This is a genomic window from Bordetella genomosp. 10 (genome assembly GCF_002261225.1).
GTDB lineage: Bacteria > Pseudomonadota > Gammaproteobacteria > Burkholderiales > Burkholderiaceae_B > Bordetella_C.
The window spans coordinates 1,266,196-1,289,154 of record NZ_NEVM01000001.1; the positions used below are offsets into that span (position 1 = coordinate 1,266,196).

The 22,959-nt window shown below is 67.2% G+C and carries 18 protein-coding genes; 11 read left to right on the plus strand and 7 right to left on the minus strand.

Annotation, left to right across the window (positions count from 1 at the left end; genetic code table 11):
* Nucleotides 1-109 precede the first annotated feature (109 nt).
* Both CAL29_RS05480 and CAL29_RS05485 read right to left on the minus strand, forming a co-directional pair.
* On the minus strand, nucleotides 110-1,615 hold the full coding sequence (locus CAL29_RS05480; RefSeq protein ID WP_256977207.1) for an amidase: 1,506 nt from the start codon (nucleotides 1,613-1,615) through the stop codon (nucleotides 110-112).
* The gene (locus tag CAL29_RS05485; RefSeq protein ID WP_094851928.1) at nucleotides 1,612-3,243 is read right to left on the minus strand and encodes an ABC transporter substrate-binding protein; all 1,632 of its coding nucleotides are present in this window, start codon (nucleotides 3,241-3,243) and stop codon (nucleotides 1,612-1,614) included. The genes CAL29_RS05480 and CAL29_RS05485 overlap by 4 nt, the downstream gene beginning before the upstream one ends.
* On the opposite strand from CAL29_RS05485, the gene CAL29_RS31240 reads away from it, so the two are divergent.
* The 9 genes from CAL29_RS31240 to CAL29_RS05525 all read left to right on the plus strand — a co-directional run bounded on the left by CAL29_RS31240 (nucleotide 3,242) and on the right by CAL29_RS05525 (nucleotide 15,632).
* Complete coding sequence (locus CAL29_RS31240; RefSeq protein ID WP_143277616.1) at nucleotides 3,242-3,451, plus strand: hypothetical protein; 210 nt, start codon at nucleotides 3,242-3,244, stop codon at nucleotides 3,449-3,451. The two genes, CAL29_RS05485 and CAL29_RS31240, sit on opposite strands and share 2 nt — an antisense overlap.
* Before the next feature lie 31 nt (nucleotides 3,452-3,482).
* Nucleotides 3,483-4,502 carry an aldo/keto reductase gene (locus CAL29_RS05490; RefSeq protein ID WP_094851929.1) on the plus strand — a complete coding sequence of 340 codons (1,020 nt, stop codon included), beginning with the start codon at nucleotides 3,483-3,485 and terminating at the stop codon, nucleotides 4,500-4,502.
* A gap of 131 nt (nucleotides 4,503-4,633) precedes the next feature.
* On the plus strand, nucleotides 4,634-6,193 hold the full coding sequence (locus CAL29_RS05495) for an ABC transporter substrate-binding protein (RefSeq protein ID WP_094851930.1): 1,560 nt from the start codon (nucleotides 4,634-4,636) through the stop codon (nucleotides 6,191-6,193).
* 18 nt (nucleotides 6,194-6,211) lie between these two features.
* Nucleotides 6,212-7,207 (plus strand): ABC transporter permease, encoded by a 996-nt coding sequence (locus tag CAL29_RS05500; RefSeq protein WP_094851931.1) that lies wholly within the window; start codon nucleotides 6,212-6,214, stop codon nucleotides 7,205-7,207.
* A 181-nt stretch (nucleotides 7,208-7,388) separates the two neighbouring features.
* Entirely contained in the window at nucleotides 7,389-8,177 is a 789-nt protein-coding gene (locus CAL29_RS05505; protein ID WP_373559717.1) for an ABC transporter permease, read from the plus strand.
* 2 nt (nucleotides 8,178-8,179) lie between these two features.
* Entirely contained in the window at nucleotides 8,180-9,901 is a 1,722-nt protein-coding gene (locus CAL29_RS05510) for an ABC transporter ATP-binding protein (protein WP_094851933.1), read from the plus strand.
* 49 nt (nucleotides 9,902-9,950) lie between these two features.
* A complete protein-coding gene (locus tag CAL29_RS05515) occupies nucleotides 9,951-12,125 on the plus strand; it encodes a hydantoinase/oxoprolinase family protein (RefSeq protein WP_094851934.1) in 2,175 nt (724 codons plus the stop codon).
* Between the two features lie 146 nt (nucleotides 12,126-12,271).
* Nucleotides 12,272-13,990, plus strand: coding sequence for a hydantoinase B/oxoprolinase family protein (locus tag CAL29_RS05520; protein WP_256977209.1), 1,719 nt, complete (start codon nucleotides 12,272-12,274; stop codon nucleotides 13,988-13,990).
* A 37-nt stretch (nucleotides 13,991-14,027) separates the two neighbouring features.
* A complete protein-coding gene (locus tag CAL29_RS05525) occupies nucleotides 14,028-15,632 on the plus strand; it encodes an ABC transporter substrate-binding protein (protein WP_218831808.1) in 1,605 nt (534 codons plus the stop codon).
* Nucleotides 15,633-15,722: 90 nt separating this feature from the next.
* Here the strand turns inward: CAL29_RS05525 and CAL29_RS05530 are convergent, their stop codons facing one another.
* The 5 genes from CAL29_RS05530 to CAL29_RS05550 form a co-directional block, all read right to left on the minus strand.
* Nucleotides 15,723-16,385 (minus strand): methionine ABC transporter permease, encoded by a 663-nt coding sequence (locus CAL29_RS05530; protein WP_094851935.1) that lies wholly within the window; start codon nucleotides 16,383-16,385, stop codon nucleotides 15,723-15,725.
* A gap of 1 nt (nucleotide 16,386) precedes the next feature.
* Entirely contained in the window at nucleotides 16,387-17,190 is an 804-nt protein-coding gene (locus tag CAL29_RS05535; RefSeq protein ID WP_094851936.1) for a methionine ABC transporter ATP-binding protein, read from the minus strand.
* 39 nt (nucleotides 17,191-17,229) lie between these two features.
* Entirely contained in the window at nucleotides 17,230-18,405 is a 1,176-nt protein-coding gene (locus CAL29_RS05540; protein ID WP_094852731.1) for an acyl-CoA dehydrogenase family protein, read from the minus strand.
* A 76-nt stretch (nucleotides 18,406-18,481) separates the two neighbouring features.
* A complete protein-coding gene (ssuD, locus tag CAL29_RS05545; protein WP_094851937.1) occupies nucleotides 18,482-19,654 on the minus strand; it encodes an FMNH2-dependent alkanesulfonate monooxygenase in 1,173 nt (390 codons plus the stop codon).
* 28 nt (nucleotides 19,655-19,682) lie between these two features.
* Entirely contained in the window at nucleotides 19,683-20,489 is an 807-nt protein-coding gene (locus tag CAL29_RS05550; protein WP_094851938.1) for a MetQ/NlpA family ABC transporter substrate-binding protein, read from the minus strand.
* A gap of 265 nt (nucleotides 20,490-20,754) precedes the next feature.
* Here CAL29_RS05550 and CAL29_RS05555 point away from each other — a divergent pair, with 265 nt between their 5' ends.
* Nucleotides 20,755-22,080, plus strand: coding sequence for an LLM class flavin-dependent oxidoreductase (locus tag CAL29_RS05555; RefSeq protein WP_094851939.1), 1,326 nt, complete (start codon nucleotides 20,755-20,757; stop codon nucleotides 22,078-22,080).
* A 210-nt stretch (nucleotides 22,081-22,290) separates the two neighbouring features.
* Nucleotides 22,291-22,956 carry an RraA family protein gene (locus tag CAL29_RS05560; protein ID WP_094851940.1) on the plus strand — a complete coding sequence of 222 codons (666 nt, stop codon included), beginning with the start codon at nucleotides 22,291-22,293 and terminating at the stop codon, nucleotides 22,954-22,956.
* Nucleotides 22,957-22,959 lie beyond the last annotated feature (3 nt).

Below are 22,959 nucleotides of genomic sequence, written 5' to 3' on the forward strand. Positions count from 1 at the left end.
GGAATATCGCCTCTCCCGCAAACGATTCCCCGCAGTGCCGCTTCCGTCGGCCAGTTTGACCTGGCCGGGGCCGTCGCCGTACTTCTGGGGCTTGTGGGCCTCGACGCTATCAGTCCAGCCCCGAGGGCGCCTGGAAGCCGATGGCGCCGGCGCGCTCCAGCAGGTGGGCGAAGCGGATGGGTGTCAGGTCTTCCAAGTAAGGACCGACTGCCTGCGCGCCATAGGGCAGGCCGTCCTCGTCGATGCCGAGCGGGAAACTGGTGGCGGGCAGGCCGGGCAGCACCGGCAGGCCTGCCCAATTGAAGAGTTCGGCAAAGCGCAGGCTGCGCGTGCCAGACGGGTATTCCACGGGCGTGCGGCGGGCATCCTTGGGGGAATGGTCGTGGCGGAACGCGGTTGTGGCCAGCACCGGCGTGAGCACCAAGTCGACCGCGCCGAAGAAGGCTTCCCACCGATTGCGCAGTTGCAGGCGCGCCTCGTGTTTTTGCAGCCATTCGTGGTGAGAGAGATAGGGCGCGCGCAGCCAGGCGGCGTCGGGGTCGTCCTCGTCGCCGAGATTGCGCAGGCCGTCTATCGTCACGCCTTCCGGCAGCGAGGGGCGCGGCGGCAGAGAGGCTCCCAGCAGGCTGCGGTACAGCACGTGCGCGGCGTTGAGGTCGGGCAGCAGGCCCGACGGCAGGTCGGCCGGCCGCAGCACCCGCGCGCCGGCCGCTTGCAGAATGTCCAGCAGACGCGCGTGCACCCGCAATTCGGAGCGCGAGGCCTCCTGCCCCGGCCACTGCGCCAATAGCAGCACGGTGAAATCCCGCAGCCGCTCGTGCCGGCTGGCGGGCAGTTGCGCGCGCCAGGCCTTGCTTGCCAGCGGATCGCGGTTCAGCAGCACCTGCAGGGCCAGTTCCAGGTCTTGCGCGCTGCGGGCCAGTGGGCCGGCTACGGCCAGGTCGCGAAGCGTCTGCCGGCCGGCCGGCACGCCCGTGCCGCCGTTGTGAACCAAGCCGACGGTCGGCTTGTGGCCGAAGACGCCGGTGAAGTGCGCCGGGATGCGGATGGATCCGCCGATGTCGGTGCCCAGCTCCAGCCCGGTGAGGCCGGCCGCGACGGCGGCGGCCGCTCCGCCCGAGGAGCCGCCCGGCGTGCGGGTTTCGTCCCAGGGATTGAGGGTGGCACCGTAGATGTCGTTGTAGCTTTGCAGGTCGGCCAGCGCCAGCGGCACGTTGGTCTTGCCTATCAGCACGGCGCCGGCCTCGCGCAGCGCCGCCACGGCGGGGGCGTCCTGCGTCGCGCGGTTGCCGGCATGGGCCGGGTCGCCGACGCTGGTGATCAGGCCCGCGACGTTGAAGTTTTCCTTGACCGTCACGGGCACGCCCAGCAGCGGCTTGCGTTCGCCGCGCGCCAGTGCCGCGTCGGCAGCCCGGGCGGCGGCGCGGGCCGCCGCGTCGTCGCGCGCGATGATGGCGTTGAGCCGCGGATTGTGGCGTTCGATGCGCGCCAGCAGGTGCTCGAGCAGTGCCGAAGCGCTGGTCTCGCCCGCGGCCAGCGCGCGGGCCTGTTCATGGGCTGCGGCGTAGGCCAGCGCGTCGAGCCGGTCGATCGCGGAGGACATTGAGACGGTCACGGGGCTTCCTTGTGGGATTCGGGTTCCAGCCAGAGATCGGCGTAGTCGCCGGAAGTCAGGTCGACGCTGTTGTTCAGGCCGTGCACGCGAGCTTGATAGACCTGCAGGGACGCGGGCACCGTGACCAGAGGCAGCACCGGCAGGTCGCGGCCGACGATGGACTGGATTTCCTTGAACTCGGCCGCGCGCCGGGTCTCGTCCGTTTCGGTGGCAGCCTGGCGGAACAGATCGTCGACCTTGGGGTTGCGATAGTGCGAGGCATTGATCCACGGAATGGCCTTTTGCAGCGACTCCGACCAGAAGATGCGCTGCACGCCCACCGTCGGGTCGAACAGACGGCTCAGGCCGTTGACGTTCAGGTCGAAGCCACGCTCCTTGTAGACCCGGTTCAGGAAGGTAGGCAGGTCGCCGTCGAGAATGGCGACCTTGATGCCCACGCGATTGAGCGTGGCGCGGAGGTATTCGGACACGCGCTTGAAGTTGGCCGAGGGCAGGAAACTCAGGCGTAGCTCGAAGCGTGTCCCGGCATCCTTGCGCGGATAGCCGGCCTCGTCGAGCAGGGCGTTGGCATGGGCGAGGTCTGTCGGATAGTCGAAAGCGCTGTCGTCATAGTACCGGGACAGCACGGCGGGGACGGGCGAGTTGACCACCTGGGCCCGTCCGTAATAGATGGTCTTGCCGATGAAATGACGATCGATGGCGTACGCGATGGCATGGCGCACCTTGGCATTGGCCAGGATGGGATTCTCAAGATTGAATTCGAGAAAGAGCGCATTGTTGAGGAAGCCATCGTCACTGTCGTCGACGCGCAGTTTGGGATTCTTCTGCAAGCGATCCAGGTCGGATAGCGCCACGTTCAGCGCGCCGTTGACCTCGCCTGTCTCGATGGCCGCCGAGATGGCGGCGGTGTCATTGATGAAGCGGTAGATCACCCGGTCCAGGTAGGGGCGGTCTTTACGCCAGTAGTTGGGATTGCGCTCAAGCACCAGATGGCTGCCCCTGGCCCATTCCTTGAACATGAAGGGACCGGTGCCGATGGGGTGGGAGATGTTGGGGCTGTTCAATGGATCGCCGTCGCCGTAGACATGGTGCGGCACGATGGGCAGCTCGGCCGAGGATAGCGCGTTGATGAGATAGGGCGCCGGCTTGCTCAATACGATGACGGCGGTATGCGCATCGGGCATCTCGACGTCCTTGACATTGGCCAGCGTGATGCTGCCGCGCGGCCCCCGTTCCTTCTGCTTGAGGATGGAGTAGCGCACGTCGTCGGCGGTGAAATCGGCGCCGTCGTGAAACTTGACCCCCTGGCGCAGCGTGAAGGTATAGCGCAGGCCGTCCGGGCTGATCCGCCAGGCGGTGGCGAGCAGGGGTTGGGGTTTGAAGTCGAGGTCATAGCGCAGCAGGCCTTCGGTGATCTTGGCGCTGATGTTGCGATTGTCGGTCTTGGTGTCGAGGAAGGAGACCAGGGTGGTCGGCTCCTGCGCGACGGCGTAGGTGAACGTGCCGCCGTGCACGGGAGTTGCGGCCGCGATCGTGGCGGTGGTCGCGCCGTGCGTGTCCGCGGCGGACGCGCAGTTTAGCGAGAGGGCCAGCGAGCAGGCCACGAGAAGATGCTGCAGGGAAGGCATGGAGTTTTCTCTGGAGTGGAGGCGTGCCGCCGACCTCGATATTGCCGCCGATGGCACGCCGGCCGGTTCGGTGATCGAGACGCGCACGGCCGATCATTCTGTTCAGAGGCCGGTTTGCTTCGCAAATAAATTCCGCGATGAACTAAACAACTTCTTAATTAATAAGTCGTACTTCTTTGATCGATGTGTTTGGGGATTACTAGAATGAGGCCCTCTCTCTTCATCTTCCTCCCCGCCACATGAGTTATCGCTATTTGGGCAAGAGCGCCCTCAAGGTTTCTCGCCTGGCCCTGGGCACCATGATGTTCGGCGGCCCGGCCGACGAGTCCACCTCGCGCGAGATCGTCGCGCGCGCCAAGGCGCAGGGGATCAATTTTCTCGACACAGCCGACGTGTACCAGAACGGCGCCACCGAGGATGTCGTGGGCCGCGCTATCCAGCGTGACCGCGACGATTGGGTGCTCGCGACGAAGTTCGGCAATCCGGGTGGAGAAGGCCCCAACCAACGGGGCACTTCGCGCAAGTGGATCGTCGAGGCGGTAGAGGGCAGCCTGCGCCGCCTGGGGACCGACTACATCGATATCCTGTATTTTCATCGCGCGGATTTTCACGCCCCGTTGGGCGAGGCGGTGCGCGCCATAGCCGACCTGGTGCGCGCGGGCAAGGTGCGTTATTTCGGCGTATCCAATTTCCGCGGTTGGCGCATCGCCGAGACAGCCGATCTGGCCGATGCCGAAGGCATAGACCGGCCCGTGGCCAGTCAGCCGCTCTACAACCTGGTCAACCGCACGGCCGAGGCCGAGCAACTGCCCGCGGCACACGCCTACGGTCTGGGCGTGGTGTCGTACAGCCCCTTGGCCCGAGGCGTGCTCACGGCCAAGTACGACAGCATCGACAATCCGCTGGCGGGCTCGCGCGCCGCGCGCCAGGACAAGCGCCTGCTGGAGACCGAATGGCGCAAGGAGTCGGTGGACATCGCTCGGACCATCCGCGAGCACATCGCTGACCGAGGCATAGATCCGGTGGCTTTCGCGCTGGGTTGGGTGCTCAACAACCAGCTCGTCACCTCGGCCATTGCCGGTCCGCGCACCCTCGAACAGTGGGAAGGCTACGCCAAGGCGCTGGACTATCGCTTCACGGCCGAGGACGAAGCCCTGGTCGATCGCCTGGTGGCGGCCGGGCATCCATCCACGCCGGGCTTCACCGATCCGGGGCATCCCGTGGAAGGACGCGTGCCTCGCGTGCCGGCCGTTGTCTGAAACGCCTCGGGGCACGGTCCATTCCAAGCCTTCCTGCACGGTTTCCCATCGATATGTTGCGTAGCTTCCTGACTCATCTCCTGCTGGGCCGCCCGTCTCCCGTGCTTCGCGCCGGCTGCGCGATTCTTGCCATGGCCTGCCTGGGCGCGGCCTCGTCCACGGCTGCCTTGGCGCAGGCCCCGGCGGCGCTCGCACCCGCGCAGGGCGGCACGCTGAACTGGGTCATCACCGTCGAGCCCTCCGTATTCCTGCCCTTGACGACGACCGCCGGCGGCAGCACCGAGGTCGGTCCCAAGGTGGTCGAAGGCTTGTTCAACTACGACCAGAAGCTGCAGCCCATTCCAGCGCTGGCCACGGCTTACAAGGTCTCCGGCGATGGCCTGGTCTATACCTTCACGCTGCGCAAGGGCGTCAAGTGGCACGACGGCCAGGATTTCACCGCCGCCGACGTGGCCTTCTCGATCCGAACGCTTAAGGAAGTCCATCCGCGTGGACGGGTGACCTTCGCCAACGTAAAGAACATCGACACCCCCGACCCCTACACGGTGGTGCTGACGCTGGAAAAACCCGCCCCCTACCTGCTGACGGCGCTGGACGGTGAAGAATCGCCCATCATTCCCAAGCACCTGTACGAAGGCAAGGACGTGGTCTCCAACCCCTTGAACAACGCGCCGATCGGGACAGGCCCCTTCATCTTCAAGGAGTGGGTGCGCGGCAGCCACATTACGCTGGTGCGCAACCCCAACTATTGGGACAAGCCCAAACCCTATCTGGACACGCTGGTGGTCCGCTTCATTCCCGATGCCGCGGCGCGCGCCGCGGCCCTGGAGTCGGGCGAGATACAGTTGGGCGACAAGGTGATCCCGCTGTCGGACGTGGAGCGCTTCAGGACGCTGCCCAATGTGTCGGTAAATTTTCGGTCTTGGCCCTATATCGGCGACCATATGCAGATTTACTTCAATCTGGATTCGCCTTACTTAAAGAAGAAGGAAGTGCGCCAGGCGGTGGCGCAAGCCTTTAATTTTGACGCTTTCCAGAAGACGATCTGGTACGGCCATGGCGTGGGCTCAGCCACGCCCATCGGTGCGGCTTCGCCTTTCCACGATCCCGGAATCAAGCGCTACCCCTATGACGTGAAGGCGGCGGAAGCGCTGCTGGACGCGGCGGGCTATCCCAAGGGCGCCGACGGCAGGCGCTTTTCCATCAAGCTGCTCTATAACCCCTTCCAGGAAAAGCGCGCCGCCGATTTCTTCAAGCAGGCCCTAGCGCGCGTCGGCATCGACGCCGACCTGCAAAGCCTGGATTTCGCCACCTATGTCAACCGCGTCTACACCGACCGGGCCTTCGACATCACGCTCGAAAACCTGACCAACGTCTTCGATCCCACCATCGGCGTGCAGCGCGTGTTCTGGTCGAAGAACTACAAGATAGGCCTGCCGTTCTCCAATGCGCCGCACTACGTCAGCGCCGAGGCGGATCGATTGCTGGAGGCCGCGGCAGTCGAATCCAACGCCGAAAAGCGCAAGGCGCTGTTCTTCAAGTTCCAGCAAGTCGTGCACGACGATATCCCATCGATCGAGCTGGGCGAGGGCCCCCGCGTCATTATCGCCGCGAAGAATCTGCACGGCTGGGACCGGTACGCCGGCGGCGTGCGCGCCAGCTTCGCCGATGTGTATTTCTCCAAGTCCTGAGGCGGAGCGGCCGCGATCATGAGCAAACGAGGAGGCGGCGCGCGCGTGTGGCGGGCGCTCAAGCGCAATGCCTGGCAGGCGGTTCCCACGGTCATCGGCGTGGTGATCCTGAACTTCCTGTTGATGCAACTGGTGCCGGGCGACGCGGCCGACGTCATCGCGGCCGAGTCCGGCTCGGCCACGGCGGAGACGATGGCGCAGTTGCGGACGCATTTCGGCTTGAACCTGCCCATGCTGCAGCGCCTTTGGGAGTACCTGCTGAATCTGGCGCACCTGAACCTGGGTGTTTCGCCCAGGCAGAACGTGCCGGTGTTGTCGCTGATCCTCGATCGGCTCGGCAACACGCTGCTGCTGATGGGAACGGCCCTGGGCGTGGCCGTGCTGGCCGGCGTGCTGCTGGGCGTGCTGATGTCGGTCAAGGCGGGCAAGTGGCAGGATCGCATCCTGTCGATGCTGGCCCTGCTGCTGTATTCCACGCCGGGCTTCTGGCTGGGGCTGATGGTTATCGTGCTGTTCGCGGTCAAGCTGGGCTGGCTGCCCACCGGCGGTGACGTGACCATCGGTGCCGGCCTCTCGGGCTGGAGCCTGCTGGTCGATCGGGTCCGCCATCTGGTGCTGCCGGCCTTGACCACGGCGGGCTTTTTCATTGCCATCTTCGCGCGCTTGACGCGCGCGTCGATGCTGGAGGTCAACCGCCAGGATTTCGTCCGCACCGCCGAGTCCAAGGGACTCGGCCCGGTAGCCATCACATTCAGGCATGTGCTGCGCAATGCCTTGATCCCGGTGACCACGGTGGCCGGCATGCATTTCGGCGCGCTGCTGGGCGGCGCCACGGTGATCGAGACCGTGTTCAGTTGGCCCGGCATGGGCCGGCTGGCGATGGATTCCGTGCTGGCGCGCGATTACTCGGTGCTGCTGGGCATCCTTTTCATGGCTTCGCTGCTGGTGATCGTGACCAATATGCTGGTTGACCTGCTGCATGCCTGGCTGGACCCGCGCATCGAGATCCGCTGAGGGCGGAACGAGAAGGGAAACAATCATGAAGAAGAACGGGACCGAAACGGCCAGGCATGCAATCCTGTCATGGCGCTTCTGGCGGACGGACCGGGCGCCCGGGCAGGCGGCCGCCGGCGAGTTGCTGCCGACGGCCAGCCGCTACGAGGCGTGGAGGGCGTTCCTGCGCAATCCCTGGGCCATGGCCGGCCTGGCGATCCTGGCGGCCATCGTGCTCATGGCGGTCTTCGCCGGCAAGCTGTTCCCGGGCGATCCGCTGGACATGGTGGCCCAGCCCGTGGTCTGGCCCGGCACGGACGCCTCTCTTCCGCTTGGCAGCGACTCGCTGGGCCGCGATGTCGCGGCCGAGGTGGTCCACGGCGCGCGGGTATCGCTGGCCGTGGGGGCGGTGGCGGCGGTCATCAGCCTGTTCATCGGCGTGCTGGTGGGCGCGGCAGCCGGGTACTTCGGCGGCTGGGTGGACGACCTGCTGGTGCGGTTGATCGAGCTGGTGCAGACCATCCCCACTTTCCTGCTGGTCATCGTCATCGTGGCTATCGGCCACCCCTCGGTGCGAGTCATCGTGCTGGCGATCGGGCTGGCTTCCTGGCCGGTGATCGCGCGCCTGGTGCGGGCCGAGTTCCGCGCCTTGCGCGAATCGGAGTTCGTCCTGGCGGCGCGCAGCCAGGGCTTCGGCGCCGCCTGGATCATTTTCCGCGAGATCCTGCCCAACGCCCTGCCGCCCGTGGTGGTGACGACCTCGGTGCTGGTGGCGACCGCCATCCTGCAGGAGTCGGCTTTGTCATTCCTGGGCATGGGCGACCCGAACGTGGTTTCATGGGGCAGCATGATCGGCGAGGGACGCGAGATGCTGCGCACCGCGTGGTATCTGACCGCCATTCCAGGGATCGCCATCATCGTGACGGTGCTGTCCCTCAACCTGATCGGCGATGGCTTGAACGACGCCTTCAACCCCCGCCTGCGAGGTTGAGCATGAGCATCGAGAACCCATTGCTCGACGTCCGCGGCCTGGATGTGCAGTTCCGGGGCAGGCGCGGCGCCCATCACGCGGTCAAGCGACTGGACTTCGCGCTGGCCGAGGGCGAGGCCCTGGCCCTGGTGGGCGAGTCGGGCTGCGGCAAGTCCACCACCGCGTTGTCCATCCTGCGCCTGCTGGGCGCCAACGCCCGGATCGGCGGCGAGATCCGGCTGCAGGGCCGGGATATCCTGGGCTTGAGCCTGGCGGCGTTGCGCCGGTTGCGCGGCCGCGACGTGTCGATGATTTTCCAGGAGCCCATGACGTCGCTCAACCCGGTGCACACGGTGGGAGCGCAGATTGGCGAGACCCTGCGGCTGCATCAGGACCTGTCGCGGCAGGCGGCCCGCCGCCGCACGCTGGAGATGCTGGACCTGGTCAAGATACCCGAGCCGCAGCGGCGCATCGACGACTATCCGCACAATCTCTCGGGCGGGCAGCGCCAGCGCGTCATGATCGCCATGGCGGTGGCCTGCCAGCCCAGGCTGCTGATCGCCGACGAGCCCACCACGGCGCTGGACGTGACGGTGCAGGCGCGCATCCTGCAACTGCTGGACCAGTTGCGCCGCGATCTGTCCATGGGGCTGCTGCTCATCACCCATGACCTTGGCGTGGTGTCGCAGTGGGCCGACCGCGTGCTGGTGATGTTCGACGGCGAGAAGGTCGAGGAAGGACTTACCCGACAGGTGTTCGAGCATCCGCGGCATGCTTATGTCCAGGGTTTGCTGGGCGCCTCGCTGCATGCCGGCCGGCAGGCTCACTACCGCCATGGCGCGTTGCCGGAGATCCATCGCGTGGTCGACCGGGAGAGCGGAATGCGCAGCTTCCGCCTGGCGACGCCGCAGCTTCGGTTCGACGAGACCGCGCCGCGCGGGCAGGGCGGCGCGCCCGCCCTTTTGTCCGTGCAAGCGCTGCGCACCAGCTACGCCAGGCGGGATGGCAGCTTGTTTCACGCCGTGGACGGCGTGTCCTTCGAGATCGGGCGCGGGGAAACCCTGGGCCTGGTGGGAGAGTCGGGCTGCGGCAAGTCCACGCTGTCGCGCACGTTGATGCGGCTGGTTCCCGCCGCCTCGGGACGCATCGTGCTCGACGGCGTCGATCTGGCCAGCCTGACGCAGCGCGAGGTCAAGCCGTGGCGCAAGCGCATCCAGATGGTGTTCCAGGACCCCTATGCCTCGTTGAACCCGCGGCGCAATGTGTTCGACACGCTGGACGCGGTGCTGGCGCTGCACGGAGAGAAGGACCGCGCACGCCGCCGCGCGCTCATCGGCCAGACCCTCGAGCGGGTAGGGCTGCCGGCCGCCGCCGCGAACCGCTTCCCGCACGAATTCTCGGGTGGCCAGCGCCAGCGCATCGGCATCGCGCGGGCGTTGATCCTGCGGCCTTCGCTGGTGATCCTGGACGAGCCGGTGTCGGCGCTCGACGTGTCCATCCAGGCGCAGATCCTCAATCTGCTGGCGGAGTTGAAACGGGATTTCGGCCTGTCCTATCTGTTTATCTCGCATGACCTGGCCGTGGTGCGCTACATCGCCGACCGGGTGCTGGTGATGAACGAGGGCAGGATCGTCGAGGAGGGCGACCACGAGCAGATCTGGCGGTCGCCGCGCCACCCCTACACGCAAAGCCTGATTGCCGCCGTGCCGCGGCCCTTGCCCGAGGTGGCCGTGGCGGTCGCCTGAGCCGGTTGCGTCGCCGGCCCGGGAGCCGGCCTTATTCCAAGGATGACCCATGACCCGTATTTCCCCAACTTCCGCCGGCTCGCCGGTGCGCGCCGCGGTTGACGTCGGCGGCACGTTCACCGACATCGTTCTCGAGCACGGCGAGCGGCGCTGGTCCGCGAAGCTGCTGACCACGCCCGATGCGCCGGAAAACGCGGTGCTGCAAGGCATCGACGAACTGCTCGCGCGGGCCGGGCTGGCATGGCCGCGCGTAGACTTGCTCATTCTGGGCACGACCCTGGCCACCAACGCGCTGATCGAGCGCAAGGGCGCCCGGACCGCGCTGTTGACCACCGAGGGTTTCCGCGACCTGGTCGAGATCGGGTTGGAAGACCGCTTCGCCCAGTACGACATCTTCCTGGACAAGCCGCAGCCGCTCGTGCCGCGCCACTGGCGCCATGGCGTGGCCGAGCGCGTCGACGCGAGGGGCCGCGTGCTGACGCCGCTCGACGAGGCGCAGGTTGCCGGATTGGCGCGAACCCTGGTGGCCGCCGGCGTCGAAAGCGTTGCCGTGTGCTTCCTGCACAGCTATGCCTTTCCTGAGCATGAGCGCCGCGTGCGCGAGCTGCTGCGCCAGCACGCGCCGCAACTATGGGTATCGCTGTCTTCGGATGTCTGCGCCGAAATCCGCGAATTCCCGCGGCTGTCCACCACCTCGGCCAATGCCTACGTGCAGCCGCTGGTCTCCGGCTACCTGCGCCGGCTCGACGCCGCGGCGCGCGGGCGCGGGCTGCGTGCCGAGCCTTTCCTGATGACTTCCGGCGGCGCCATCGCCACCTTGCGGACCGGCATCGAGGAACCCGTCCGGCTGGTCGAGTCGGGGCCGGCGGGCGGCGCCATCCTGGCCCAGCACGTCGCCCGGCAGCTTGGCGCCGCGCGCGCATTGTCCTTCGACATGGGCGGCACCACCGCCAAGATCTGCTACATCGACGACTACGAGCCCGAGGTCAGCCGCAGCTTCGAGTTCGGCCGCGTGCACCGCCATCTCAAGGGGTCGGGCCTGCCCATCCGCATTCCCGTCATCGAGATGGTGGAGATCGGCGCGGGCGGCGGCTCCATCGCTCGCGTCAACCATCTCGGCGTCATCCAGGTCGGGCCGGACAGCGCCGGTTCCGTGCCCGGCCCCGCCGCCTACGGCAACGGCGGCGACCTGCCCACGGTGACCGACGCGCACGCCCTGATCGGCGCCATCGACCCGGCCCGCTTCGCCGTGGGCAAGGTCGACCTGCAGCCCGCGCTGGCGCGCCGCGCGATCGCCGCAGGCTTGGCCGAGCCCGCCGGACTGGACGAGGCGCAGGCCGCGCAGGCCATCATCGAGGTCGTCACCGAGAACATGGCCAACGCGGCGCGCGTGCATGCCTCGGAACTGGGCAAGACCGCCGAAGAGCACACCCTGATCGCCTTCGGCGGCGCGGCTCCGCTGCACGCGGCCAACCTGGCGCGCAAATTGGGCATCGCCACCGTGGTCGTCCCCGAGTCGGCCGGCGTGGGTTCCGCCGTGGGCTTTCTCTGGGCGCCCGTGGCTTACCAGGCCGTGCGCAGTTTCCACCAGCCGCTGGCGGGCGTGGACCTGGCCGCCGTGCAGCGCCTGCTCGATGCGCTCACCGCCGACGTGGACGCCGTGGTGCGCCGCGCCGCGCCCGCGGCCGCGCTGGCGCACAAGCGCCAGGTCTACATGCGTTACGCCGGACAGGGCCACGAAATCGCCGTCGACTTGCCCGAAGGACCATTCGACGCGGCCGCGGCGGCGGCGCTGGGCGAGCGCTTCGCCGCGCGCTACGCGCAGATCTATGGCCGCAGCCTGCCGCACATCGCCGCCGAGGCGGTGAGCTGGTCCGTCTCGGCACAGGCCGGTGAACCCCGCCAGGCCCCGCCCGATGCGGTAGCAGACGGCGCCGCCACGCCGGCCGCCGCGGCGGGCCGGCGCGCGCTCTATCACCTGGAGCAGGGCGCCTGGACCGAGGTTCCCGTCTTCGAGCGCGCGACCCTGGCGCCCGAACATCTGGTGCGTGGACCGGCTCTGATCGTCGAGGACGAGACCACCACTTTCGTGCCGGCGGGCTTCGAGGCGCGGCGCAGCCGCCTGGGCTCGCTGGTGCTCGCCGACACGCTTGCCGACGCGTGGACGGGCGCTTCGTCCGTCACCGCCGCCCGGAACGAATACCCGGAGGAGACCGCAGCATGAGCGCGCCGGGCCGCCCCAAGCGCGAATCCTCCCCCGGGGAGGAAGTCGCGCAGCGACAGGAGGGCACACCAATTAACGCGCCGGGCCGCCCCAAGCGCGAATCCTCCCTCGGGGAGGAGGTCGCGCAGCGACAGGAGGGTAATCCAGTGATCCATCCCGCATCCACCGTGTCCGCCGCCCGCGAGCGCATCCGCTTGCAGCTTGCCTGGAACCGTCTGCTATCCGTCGTGGAAGAGCAGGCCCAGGTGCTGATACGCTCGGCCTTCGGCACGTCCACCCGCGAGGCCGGCGACCTGTCGGCCGGCCTGTTCCTGCCCGACGGCCGCATGATCGCCCAGGCGGTCACTGGCACGCCCGGCCATGTCAACTCCATGGCCGAATCGGTCAAGCACTTCCTGAAGGCGTTTCCGGCCGAGCGCCTGCGCGACGGCGATGTGCTGCTCACCAACGATCCCTGGAAAGCCACCGGCCATCTCTTCGACATGACCATGGTGACGCCGGTGTTCCATGGCGGGCGGCTGGTGGCGCTGTTCGCCTCGACGCTGCATGTGATCGACATCGGCGGCATCGGCAGCAGCGTCGACGGCATGGAGATCTACCACGAAGGCCTGTTCCTGCCCATCCTACGCTTTATTCACGCGCACGAGGTCGACGCGGGTGTGCTGGACATCATCCGAGCCAACGTACGCGACCCTGAGCAGGTCGAGGGCGACCTGTTCGCGCTGGTGGCCTGCAACGAGATCGGCGGGCGCCGCCTGAGGGGCCTGCTGGCTGAGTTCCAGTTCGACGACCTGAAGGCGCTGGGCGACTATATCGTCGACCAATCGCTGCGGGCGATGCGCGCAGCCCTCGCGCAGTGGCCGCAGGGCACCTGGCGCAACACGCTGGTCATCGACGGCTACGATGCCCCCATCACCCTGCAGGTCGCCGTGACCCTGGGCGCGGACCGCATACGCGTGGACTTCGCCGGCACCTCGCCCCACGTCTCGCGCGGCATCAACGTGGTCAAGGCCTACACGGACGCCTACACCTCGTTCGGCATCCGCTGCCTGATCGGCTCGGACGTGCCCAACAATGCCGGCTCGCTGTCGATTATCGAGGTCGAGGCGCCGGGAGGCTCCATCCTCAACGCGCCGCATCCGGCCGCGGTCAATGCGCGCCACATCGTGGGCCAGTTGTTGCCCGACGCCGTCTTCGGCGCGCTGCGCCAGGCGCGTCCCGACCGGGTGCCGGCCGAGGGTTCGTCCTCCCTGTGGAACATCCATCTGGTGGGTGGCCAGGCGCTGGCCGGAGCAACGCCCGGGGAAACCGCGAGCCTGCTGCGCGGCGCGCGCTTCAACGCCACCAGTTTCTCGACCGGCGGAACCGGCGCGCGGCCCGGCAAGGACGGTCTTTCGGTCACGTCCTATCCCAGCGGCGTGCGCAACGTCTCGCTGGAGATCCTGGAAACCGCCAACCCGCTGGTCTTCGAGCGCAAGGAATACCGACCCGACTCAGGCGGCGCGGGCGAGGTGCGCGGCGGCCTGGGACAGACCGTCGTCGTGCGCCATGCCGACCCGCGGGCCGGCATGATCGTCGCCGCCGCGTTCGACCGCGTGGACAACCCAGCTCGTGGGGCGCTGGGGGGACTGCCCGGCGCGCCGGGCCGCCTGCTGCTGGGTTCGGGCAGGCCCCTGCGCGCTAAGGGCCGCCAGCTCGTGCCCGCCGGCGACAGCCTGGTGGTGCAGACGCCGGGCGGGGGCGGCCTGGGCGATCCTGTCCGGCGCGATCCCGCCTTGATCGAACGCGACCTGCGCCACGGCCTGGTCGATCCGGAGCAAGCCAGGGCGGTCTACGGCCGCGCCGCCGCGGATCGCCCGGCCTGAACAACCCGTTTTCCCCTTGCAAATCAAGTCGAACCTCATGATGAAACTCGATCGCCGGACATTCCTTCTGACCCATCTCAGCGGCGCCCTGCTGGCCGCGTCTCCGCTTGTGCGCGCCCAGGCGTCCTCACCTGTCCGCGGCGGCACGCTGACCTTGCTGCTGCCGTCGGAGCCCACTGCCCTGGTCACCATCGGCAACGTGGCCACGTCCATACTCAGCGTCAGCGCCAAGGTCACCGAGGGCCTGCTCAAGTACGACTACGACTTGAATCCGCAGCCGCAGTTGGCCACCGCGTGGAGCATCAGCCCCGACGGGCTGCGCTACACGTTCACGCTGCGCCAGGGCGTGAAGTGGCACGACGGCAAGCCGTTCACCTCGGCCGACGTGGCTTATTCCATCGGTCTGCTGAAGCGCATCCATCCGCGCGGCCGCAACACCTATGCCAATGTGCTCGGCATCGACACGCCGGACGACCATACCGTGGTGCTGCGCCTGTCCAAGCCCGCGCCCTACCTGATCCGCGCCTTCGTCGCCACCGAGTCGCCCATCGTGCCCAAGCACGTCTACGACAACGGCGGCGATCCGCTGGCCAATCCGAACAACAACGCCCCCATCGGCACCGGACCCTTCCTTTTCAAGGAGTGGGTGCGCGGCAGCCATATTGTCTACGCGCGCAATCCTGATTATTGGGACGCGCCCAAGCCATACATCGGCCAACTCATCGTTCGTGTCGTGACCGACCAGGCCGCGGCGGCCAACGACCTGGAAACCGGCGCCGTCGACCTGGGCTACCGCACGCCCGTGCCGCTGTCCGACCTCGACCGCCTGAAGAAGGTCAGGACGCTGCGCTTCGAGACCAAGGGAAACAGCTATTCCTTCAACGTGACGCGGCTGGAATTCAACCTGGACGATCCTTACTTCAAGGACTTCAAGGTGCGCCAGGCGGTGGCCCATGCCGTCGACCGCAACGTCATCCTGAAAGTGGTGAACTTCGGGTACGGGACGATCAGCTACTCGCCCATCGCCCCTGGCCTGAAAACCTACAACGATCCGACGCCCACGCCGTATCCCTACGACTTGAAACGCGCGAACGCCCTGCTCGACGAGGCAGGCTACAAGCGGGGCGCCGACGGCGTGCGTTTCAAAGTGCCGCTCGACGTCAATCCCATCGCGTCGGACGGCGCGCGCCTGGCTGATTACCTGCGCATCACCTTGGCGCGCGTGGGCATTGCCGTCACCGTGCGCGCGCAAGACCCGGCGGGGTTCATCAAGCGCATCTACACGGATCGCGATTTCTCCTTCACCACGAATGGCGCCAGCAACCTGTTCGACCCGACGGTCGGCGTGCAGCGCCTGTACTGGTCCAAGAACTTCATCAAGGGCGTGCCTTTCTCGAACGGCACGCACTACAACAACCCGCAGGTCGACCGGCTGCTGGAGGATGCGGCCGTCGAGAACGACCCGGCCAAGCGGGTGCAGCTTTTCAAGGAGTTCCAGCAGATCGTGGCCCGGGAGATTCCGGACTTGAACCTCTACCAGCCGGAATTCATCACCATCGCCAACCAGCGCGTGCACGACCACTCGCTGACGGCGGACGGGGTGGAGTCCAACCTGGCGGACGTCTACCTCGATAAGGCCTGACGCGCCGCGTCGAAGCGAGGAATCCTCGATCGCCAGGGCGCCGGGTTTCCTGCCCGAGACCAGGGCTGACCATGTTTTTCCTGGGAGGATTCAACGCTTGTCGATGCGGCGCGCCACGGTGTTGCCGGCGAATTGGATGACCTGCACCAGCACCACCAGGACGGCTACCGTGATGACCATGACATCGGTCTGGAAACGGTAGTAGCCGTAGCGGATGGCCAAGTCGCCGATGCCGCCGCCGCCCACCACGCCGGCCACCGCCGAATAGGAGAGAAAACTCACCGACAGTACCGTCAGGGCCAGCACCAGGCCGGCGCGCGCCTCGACCAGCAGCACGCGGCGCACGATCTGCAGCTCGGAGGCGCCCGCGGCGTGCGCGGCCTCGATCACGCCGCGCGGCACTTCGCGCAGGCACTGCTCGACCAGCCGGGCAAAGTACGGGATGGCGGCGAACGACAGCGGCACCGCCGCGGCCGTGGGGCCGATGGAGGAACCTACGATCGAACGCGTGAACGGCACCAGCGCCACCAGCAGGATGATGAAGGGGAAGGAACGCACGGTGTTGACCGCCCAGCCCAGCGTGCGATGCAGCACGGGACGGTCCAGCGACTGGCCCTTGCCCGTCAAAAACAACAGCACGCCCAGCGGGCCGCCCAGGACGACGGACGCGCCCAGCGCGATGCCCAGCATCAGGAAGGTCTGGCCCAGGGCCACGGTCAGCTCGGGGATGAGCTGGACGAAGGTGTTCCACATCTCAGGCCACCTCTTCGTAGGGGTGCGAGGCTTCGCGGATGAGCTCGCGGCCCAGCGGCGTGGCCAGATTCACGCCGTCGCGCGAGATCTCGGCCTGCTCGACGATACGGCCGCCTTCCATCACGGCCACATGCCGGCACAGCGCGCGCACCACCGCCAGTTCGTGCGTGACGATGACGATGGTCACGCCCAGCCGCCGGTTGATGTCGCGCAGCACGCCCAGCACCGAGCGCGTGGTCTCCGGGTCGAGCGCCGAAGTCGGTTCGTCGCACAGCAATACCGCCGGCTCGCTGGCCAGGGCGCGCGCGATGGCCACGCGCTGCTTCTGTCCGCCAGAAAGCTGGGCGGGATGGCTGCCGCGCTTGTCGGCCAGGTCCACGATGTCCAGGCATTCGTCTACCCGCGCCGTGAGTTGCGCCTGGTTGCGGCCGCCATGCACACGCAGCGGGAAGGCCACGTTCTCGAACACGGTTTCGTTCTGCAGCAGGTTGAACTGCTGGAAGATCATGCCGATGGACTGTCGCGCTTCGCGCAGGGCACGCTTGCCCAGGGCGGTCAGTTCCATGCCGGCGACGTGCACGGCGCCGGCGTCGGGGCGTTCCAGCAGGTTGATCAGGCGCAGGAGCGTGGACTTGCCCGCCCCGCTCTTGCCGATGAGGCCGAAAGTGTCGCCCTGCCGGACGGACAGCGACACGTCGCGCACGGCGTCGAAGCGGCCCTCCCGGGTCGAGAAATGCTTGCTCACGCCGTCGAGCCGGATGACAGGGGGCGGTTCGGGATGCTCGCTCGCGCTCACGACGGACAACCTTTGGGATGGATTCACGGGATTGTCCTGGGCGGCGCCTTATGAATACGCCGTGGGTTCGGGCGCGCGGCCGTCCAGCTCGTAGCGGCCCAGGTCGCGGATCTTGTAGGCCACCGGGTCGTGCAGCGTATGCACGCGGGCATTGCGCCAGAAACGGTCGTAGCCATAGCGGGCCGAGGTCGAACGCGCGCCGGTCGCCTCGAACAGTTCGTTGCCCACCTTGAGGGCTGCGCGGTGCGACCAGATCTTGGCCTCGGCGATGGCCACCGCCAGTTCGCCGCGCTCGGCCGCCGTCAGCGCGGCGCCGCGTCCCAGGGCTGCGTCCAGTTGCCGGCCCGCCGCGTCGGCCAGCGCCTCGGCCGCGCGCGTTGCCAGGCGGAACTCGCCGAAACGCGCCTGCACGTAGGGGTCGTCGGCCTGGCGCTGTACGTCGGCGGCGAACCAGGGGCGGGCGTCCTCCAGCACGAAGCGGCATGCCTCGGCCAGCGCGCCCTGGGCGATGCCCAGGTACAGATTGGCCATGATCGCCTGGGAAAACAGGGTCCGCAGGGTGGACCGGGGCGTGGGCGAGAAGCCGGGCGCCTGCAGCACCTGCAGAAACTCCAGCCGCACGTGATCGAAGCGCACCGTGCCGCTGTCGGTCTGGCGCTGGCCGAAGGCGTCCCAGTCAGGATTGACGGTGACGCCCTGGGTATCCGTGGGCAGCGCCGCGACCAGCGCGGTGCCCGAGGCGCGATGCCAGGCCGAGATCGTCAGCACATCCGACCCTATCGAGCCCGAGCTGAAGCTTTTCACGCCGTCCAGCCGGAAGCCGCCCGGCTCCTCGGCCGCGATCGCGCGGCGGTCCAGCGGATTCAAGGCATTGCCCCAGAATAGATTGCCTTCTACCGTAGGCGGCAGGAAATGCGCGTGTTGCGCGGGCCCGCCAGACAGCAGCACGCCCGCGATCTGCAGGTGGTGAAAGCCGAACACGTGCGCCAGGGCGCTGTCGACCCGGGCCAGACGGCGCACAATGCCCAGGATGGTCGACCAGTCCGTCTCCAGGCCGCCATGTTCGCGGGGAATGGACAGGAGCAACAGGCCGCTGGCGCGAATCAGCTCGCGCTCGGCGGCCGCATGGCCGCCCTGGCGATCGCGCTCGACCGCGCTGGCGGCCAGCTTTTTCACCAAATCGTCGACGACGGCATCGATGGCCGGCCCGACCGGGGGCGGCATGCCGGATGCCGAAGTGCCCAGCGGGTTGTCGAGGATATTGTGGAAGAGAGGCGCTTTCGCCATGGCGACTCCCGGTTCAACTGGCCGACGCGCCGGGCACCAGATCGGTCGCCATGACCTCCCCGAACGGCCCGGTGAGCACGTTGCTGCCAAGCTGTTTCCGGAGCTTGCCCGGCAGCAGCGGAAAGACCAGCTCGGCGAAGCGATAGGCCTCTTCCAGATGTGGATAGCCCGAGAAGATGAAGGTGTCTATGCCCAGGTCGGCGTATTCGCGGATGCGCTCGGCCACGGTCCGCGGGTCGCCCACCAGGGCCGTGCCGGCGCCGCCGCGCACCAGGCCCACGCCCGCCCACAGATTGGGCGAGATCTCGAGGTGCGCGTGGCTGCCCTGGCCGTCGCGCAGCTTGCCGCCGTGCAGTGCCGACATGCGGCGCTGGCCTTCCGAATCCAGGCGTGCCAGCCCCTGCTGGGCGGCCGCCACGGTGTCCTCGTCGAGATGGCTGATCAGTTCGTCGGCCGCGGCCCAGGCGGCCTCGCTGGTTTCGCGCACGATGACGTGCAGGCGGATGCCGAACTTCAACTCGCGGCCGGCCTTCGCGGCCCGCTCGCGCACATCGGCGATCTTGGCGCGCACCGCGCCGGGCTTCTCGCCCCAGGTCAGATAGACGTCGAGTTGCTCGGCCGCGAGCTGGTGGGCGGCTTCCGAGGAGCCGCCGAAATAGAGCGGCGGGTAGGGCTTCTGCACGGGCGGATAAATGACCTTGCCGCCCTTGGAAACGAGCTTTTCGCCTTCGTGGCTGAAATCGCGGCCCGCATGGCTGGCTTCGAGAATGCCGCGCCAGATCTTCAGGTAGTCGCTGGTGACGGCATAGCGTTCATCGTGGCTGAGGAAAAGGCCGTCGCCCTCCAGTTCGCCTGGATCGCCGCCCGTGACCACATTGATCAGCAGGCGGCCCGCCGACATACGGTCGAACGAGGCGGCCATGCGCGCGGCGAACTGTGGCGAAGTCACCCCGGGCCGCACCGCGACCAGGAATTTCAGGTTGCGGGTCGCGCTGATCAGGCTGGAGGCCACGACCCACGCGTCCTCGCAGGACCGGCCGGTGGGCAACAGCACGCCGTCGTAGCCCAGCGTGTCGGCGGCCACGGCCACCTGTTGGAAATAGTCGTGGCTACCCGCGCGGGCCCCCGTGCTGGTGCCCAGGTAGCGCGAATCGCCGTGAGTGGGAATGAACCAGAATATGTTCATGGCGTGCTCGTTTCGGACTGGCCGCCGCTCAGAAGGCGGGGATCAGCGAGCCCTTGTATTCCTTGTCGATGAAGTCCCGCACTTCGGGCGACTGGTAGGCCGCGACCAGCTTCCGGACCCAGGCTTGGTCCTTGTCCGCACGGCGCACCGCGATCAGGTTGGCGTAGGGGCCATCGGGCGCTTCGCGGCCGATGGCATCCCGCGCCGGCACCAGGCCGGCCTTCTCGGCGAAGTCGTTGTTGATCGACGCGGCCGTCAGGTCGTCGAGCGAGCGCGGCAGTTGAGCGGCGTCGAGTTGCACGATCTTGAGCTTGCGCGGGTTGGCGATGATGTCCGACGGCGTGGCGGTGTTGTTTTGCACCGCTTCGGGTTTGAGCGTGATGAGTTTGTAGGCCTGCAGCACCAGCAGGGCGCGGTTGCCGTTGGACGGGTCGTTCTGGATTCCCACCGACGCGCCTTCGGGCAGGTCTTCCAGCTTCTTGATCTTGTGCGAATAGAAGCCCAGCGGCGCGGTCACCGTCAGGCCCACGGGCACGAGGTCGAAGCCGCGCGCCTTGATCTGGGCGTCGAGAAAGGGCTTGTGCTGAAAGGCGTTGGCGTCGAGGTCTCCCGCGGCCAGCGCGGCGTTGGGCAGTTGGTAGTCGTTGAAGACGACGACGTCGATGTTCAGGCCTTCGCGCTGGGCCACGCGCTTGACGACCTGGAAGATCTGCTCGGCGGAGCCGACGGAAATGCCCACCTTGAGGGTGTTCTTGTCGGCGGCGATCGCCGTGGCGGAGGCGAGGGCCAGGGTCAGGCCCAGGGCGGGAGCGGCGCGGCGCAGCAGCTTGAACATGAAGCGGGTTTCCTTGGAACGTGGGGATGCCCGGGGATTCTGTCACCCGCTGGCATATGCCGAAAATACATAGTCGGCATGTCAATATGGCCAGGACAGGAACAGCCGGAAATAGCTATTTGGCAGATCGTTATTGTTTGGGCCGGCCTTCAGCGGCGTTAGCATCGTTCGATTCCATCCGCGCCAGGAGCATCGTCATGAGGTCCGCCATTCCGTCCGCGCCCCGCGCGCCCGCTTTCATCATCCGTGCAGCGGGGGGGCATTGATGGCCGCCCGCCAGTTGAAACTGGGCGCCTTCATGCGTCCAGTCAGCATACACACCGGCGCGTGGCGCTATCCCGGCGCCACGCGAGACGCCAATTTCAACCTGCAGGCATTGAAGCGCTATGCGCAAGCGTTGGAGAAGGCGAAGTTCGACGCCTTCTTCATGGCCGATCACCTCGCGGTGCTCAACATGCCGATCGACGCGCTGAAGCGCAGCCACACCGTCACGTCGTTCGAGCCTTTCACGCTGCTCTCCGCCCTCAGCCAGGCAACCGAGCACATCGGGTTGATCGCTACGGCCTCCACCACGTTCGATGAGCCCTTCCACGTGGCGCGCCGCTTCGCGTCGCTGGATCACCTGAGCGAGGGCAGGGCGGGATGGAATGTGGTGACCACGTCCAATCCCGACGCCGCGTTGAATTTCGGCCGTGAGGAGCATGTCGACCACGCGCGACGCTATGCCCGTGCGCGGGAGTTCTTCGACGTGGTCACCGGACTATGGGACAGTTGGGCGGACGACGCGTTCGTCCGTGATGCCGAGCAAGGCATCTATTTCGATCCCGCGCGTCTGCATACCCTGGCGCACAAGGGCGAGCACTTTGCCGTCCGCGGGCCCTTGAATATCGCGCGGCCGGTGCAGGGCTGGCCGGTCATCGTGCAGGCGGGCGCGTCCGAGCCCGGGCGGCAATTGGCGGCGGAGACGGCCGAGGCCGTCTTCACATCGGTGCCTGACCTGGCGGCCGGCCAGGCTTTCTATGCGGACGTGAAGGGCCGCATGGACCGTATCGGGCGCAATCGCGAGCATCTGAAGATATTGCCGGGCGCGCTGGTGGTTGTCGGCGAGACCCATGAGCAGGCCAGGGAAATACGCGCTCGCCTGGACGCGCTCGTTCACGATGCCAGCGCCATCGCGTCGCTGTCGGTCATGCTGGGCCACGACGTGTCGACCTTCGACCTGGACGGGCCGCTGCCTGACATTCCCGAGAGCAATGCCAGCAAGAGCGGCCGGCAGCGGGCCGTGGATCTGGCGCGCGCGGAAAACCTGACCGTGCGCCAGTTGGCGCACCGCATGGGCGGTTACGGCGGCTTGGCCTTCGTCGGCACGGTGACGACGATCGCCGACGAGATGCAGGAATGGCTGGAGGCCCATGGGTCCGATGGCTTTAACGTGATGTTTCCATGGTTGCCTGGCGGCCTGGATGCCTTCGTGCAGGGCGTCGTGCCCGAACTGCAGCGGCGCGGCATTTTCAGGCGGGAGTACGAAGGCAGGACATTGCGGGAGAACCTGGGGCTGCCGCGGCCGGAGAATCGCTTCTTTCGGCGTTGAGACGGTCCAGAGGGGGATGCCCCGCCTATCCCGGCCGCGGGCGGACCGGCTTCATCGCTCTCCGATCCCGCTGGTCCCGGCCCCTCCCGTCGCCGTTCCCGATTCCCGGCCGAGCATAAGAATCCAACTTTTAAGCCTTTTTCAATAAAACAATTCTGGTGCAAAGTTTCAACCTGTTCAGCGGAATTTTCCGTTTACTCAAGGTGAAACATGTCAATTGGCCAGAGAATCAGTACAAAATATGAACAAATAAGCGACACTTTGGTGTCCCTGGCACGGGACATTCCCGTGGCCGTCATCGGTGACGTCTCCAACCGCCTTTACTGCTTCCCGGGAGGATGGGCCAACTATTCGCACGTCGCGAAGCGCGTTGCCGGGCCGGCGTTGACCGTCCGCGTGCGGCCGGGGGACAACCTCTTCTTGCATAAAGCGCTGGACATTGCCCGTCCTGGGGACATCGTCGTGTGCGACGCCGGCGGCGCGCTGGAGAATGCCATCCTGGGGGAAATGATGGGTCGCTACGCGGTATCCCGCGGCGTCGCCGCCATCGTCATCAACGGCGCCATTCGTGACGTGGCCGGCCTGGCTGAACTACCTATTCCCGTCTACGCACGCGGCGTCACGCCGAACGGTCCCTTCAAGAGTGGCCCGGGGGAGATCGGCTATCCGGTCTCCGTCGGCGGGGTTTCCATTGCCAGCGGCGATTTGCTCGTCGGCGACGAGGACGGCCTGATCGCGCTGCCCCGGCTGGATGCGCCGGCCGTCATCGAGCGCGCGCAGGCACACGTTGCCGTGGAGGCGCGTTGGGCCGAACAGATCGCCGCGGGTACATGGCCGCGCGGTTGGGTCGACCAGGCCATTGCGGCGCTGAGTTGAATC

Bases quoted from the DNA above. Each gene is read 5' to 3' on its own strand.
- CAL29_RS31240 (WP_143277616.1), top strand. From the start codon at position 3,242: ATGGAGTTTTCTCTGGAGTGGAGGCGTGCCGCCGACCTCGATATTGCC.
- CAL29_RS05485 (WP_094851928.1), bottom strand. From the start codon at position 3,243: ATGCCTTCCCTGCAGCATCTTCTCGTGGCCTGCTCGCTGGCCCTCTCG.
- CAL29_RS05490 (WP_094851929.1), top strand. From the start codon at position 3,483: ATGAGTTATCGCTATTTGGGCAAGAGCGCCCTCAAGGTTTCTCGCCTG.
- CAL29_RS05495 (WP_094851930.1), top strand. From the start codon at position 4,634: ATGGCCTGCCTGGGCGCGGCCTCGTCCACGGCTGCCTTGGCGCAGGCC.
- CAL29_RS05500 (WP_094851931.1), top strand. From the start codon at position 6,212: ATGAGCAAACGAGGAGGCGGCGCGCGCGTGTGGCGGGCGCTCAAGCGC.
- CAL29_RS05505 (WP_373559717.1), top strand. From the start codon at position 7,389: ATGGCCGGCCTGGCGATCCTGGCGGCCATCGTGCTCATGGCGGTCTTC.
- CAL29_RS05510 (WP_094851933.1), top strand. From the start codon at position 8,180: ATGAGCATCGAGAACCCATTGCTCGACGTCCGCGGCCTGGATGTGCAG.
- CAL29_RS05515 (WP_094851934.1), top strand. From the start codon at position 9,951: ATGACCCGTATTTCCCCAACTTCCGCCGGCTCGCCGGTGCGCGCCGCG.
- CAL29_RS05525 (WP_218831808.1), top strand. From the start codon at position 14,028: ATGATGAAACTCGATCGCCGGACATTCCTTCTGACCCATCTCAGCGGC.
- CAL29_RS05530 (WP_094851935.1), bottom strand. From the start codon at position 16,385: ATGTGGAACACCTTCGTCCAGCTCATCCCCGAGCTGACCGTGGCCCTG.
- CAL29_RS05540 (WP_094852731.1), bottom strand. From the start codon at position 18,405: ATGCCGCCCCCGGTCGGGCCGGCCATCGATGCCGTCGTCGACGATTTG.
- ssuD (WP_094851937.1), bottom strand. From the start codon at position 19,654: ATGAACATATTCTGGTTCATTCCCACTCACGGCGATTCGCGCTACCTG.
- CAL29_RS05550 (WP_094851938.1), bottom strand. From the start codon at position 20,489: ATGTTCAAGCTGCTGCGCCGCGCCGCTCCCGCCCTGGGCCTGACCCTG.
- CAL29_RS05555 (WP_094851939.1), top strand. From the start codon at position 20,755: ATGGCCGCCCGCCAGTTGAAACTGGGCGCCTTCATGCGTCCAGTCAGC.
- CAL29_RS05560 (WP_094851940.1), top strand. From the start codon at position 22,291: ATGTCAATTGGCCAGAGAATCAGTACAAAATATGAACAAATAAGCGAC.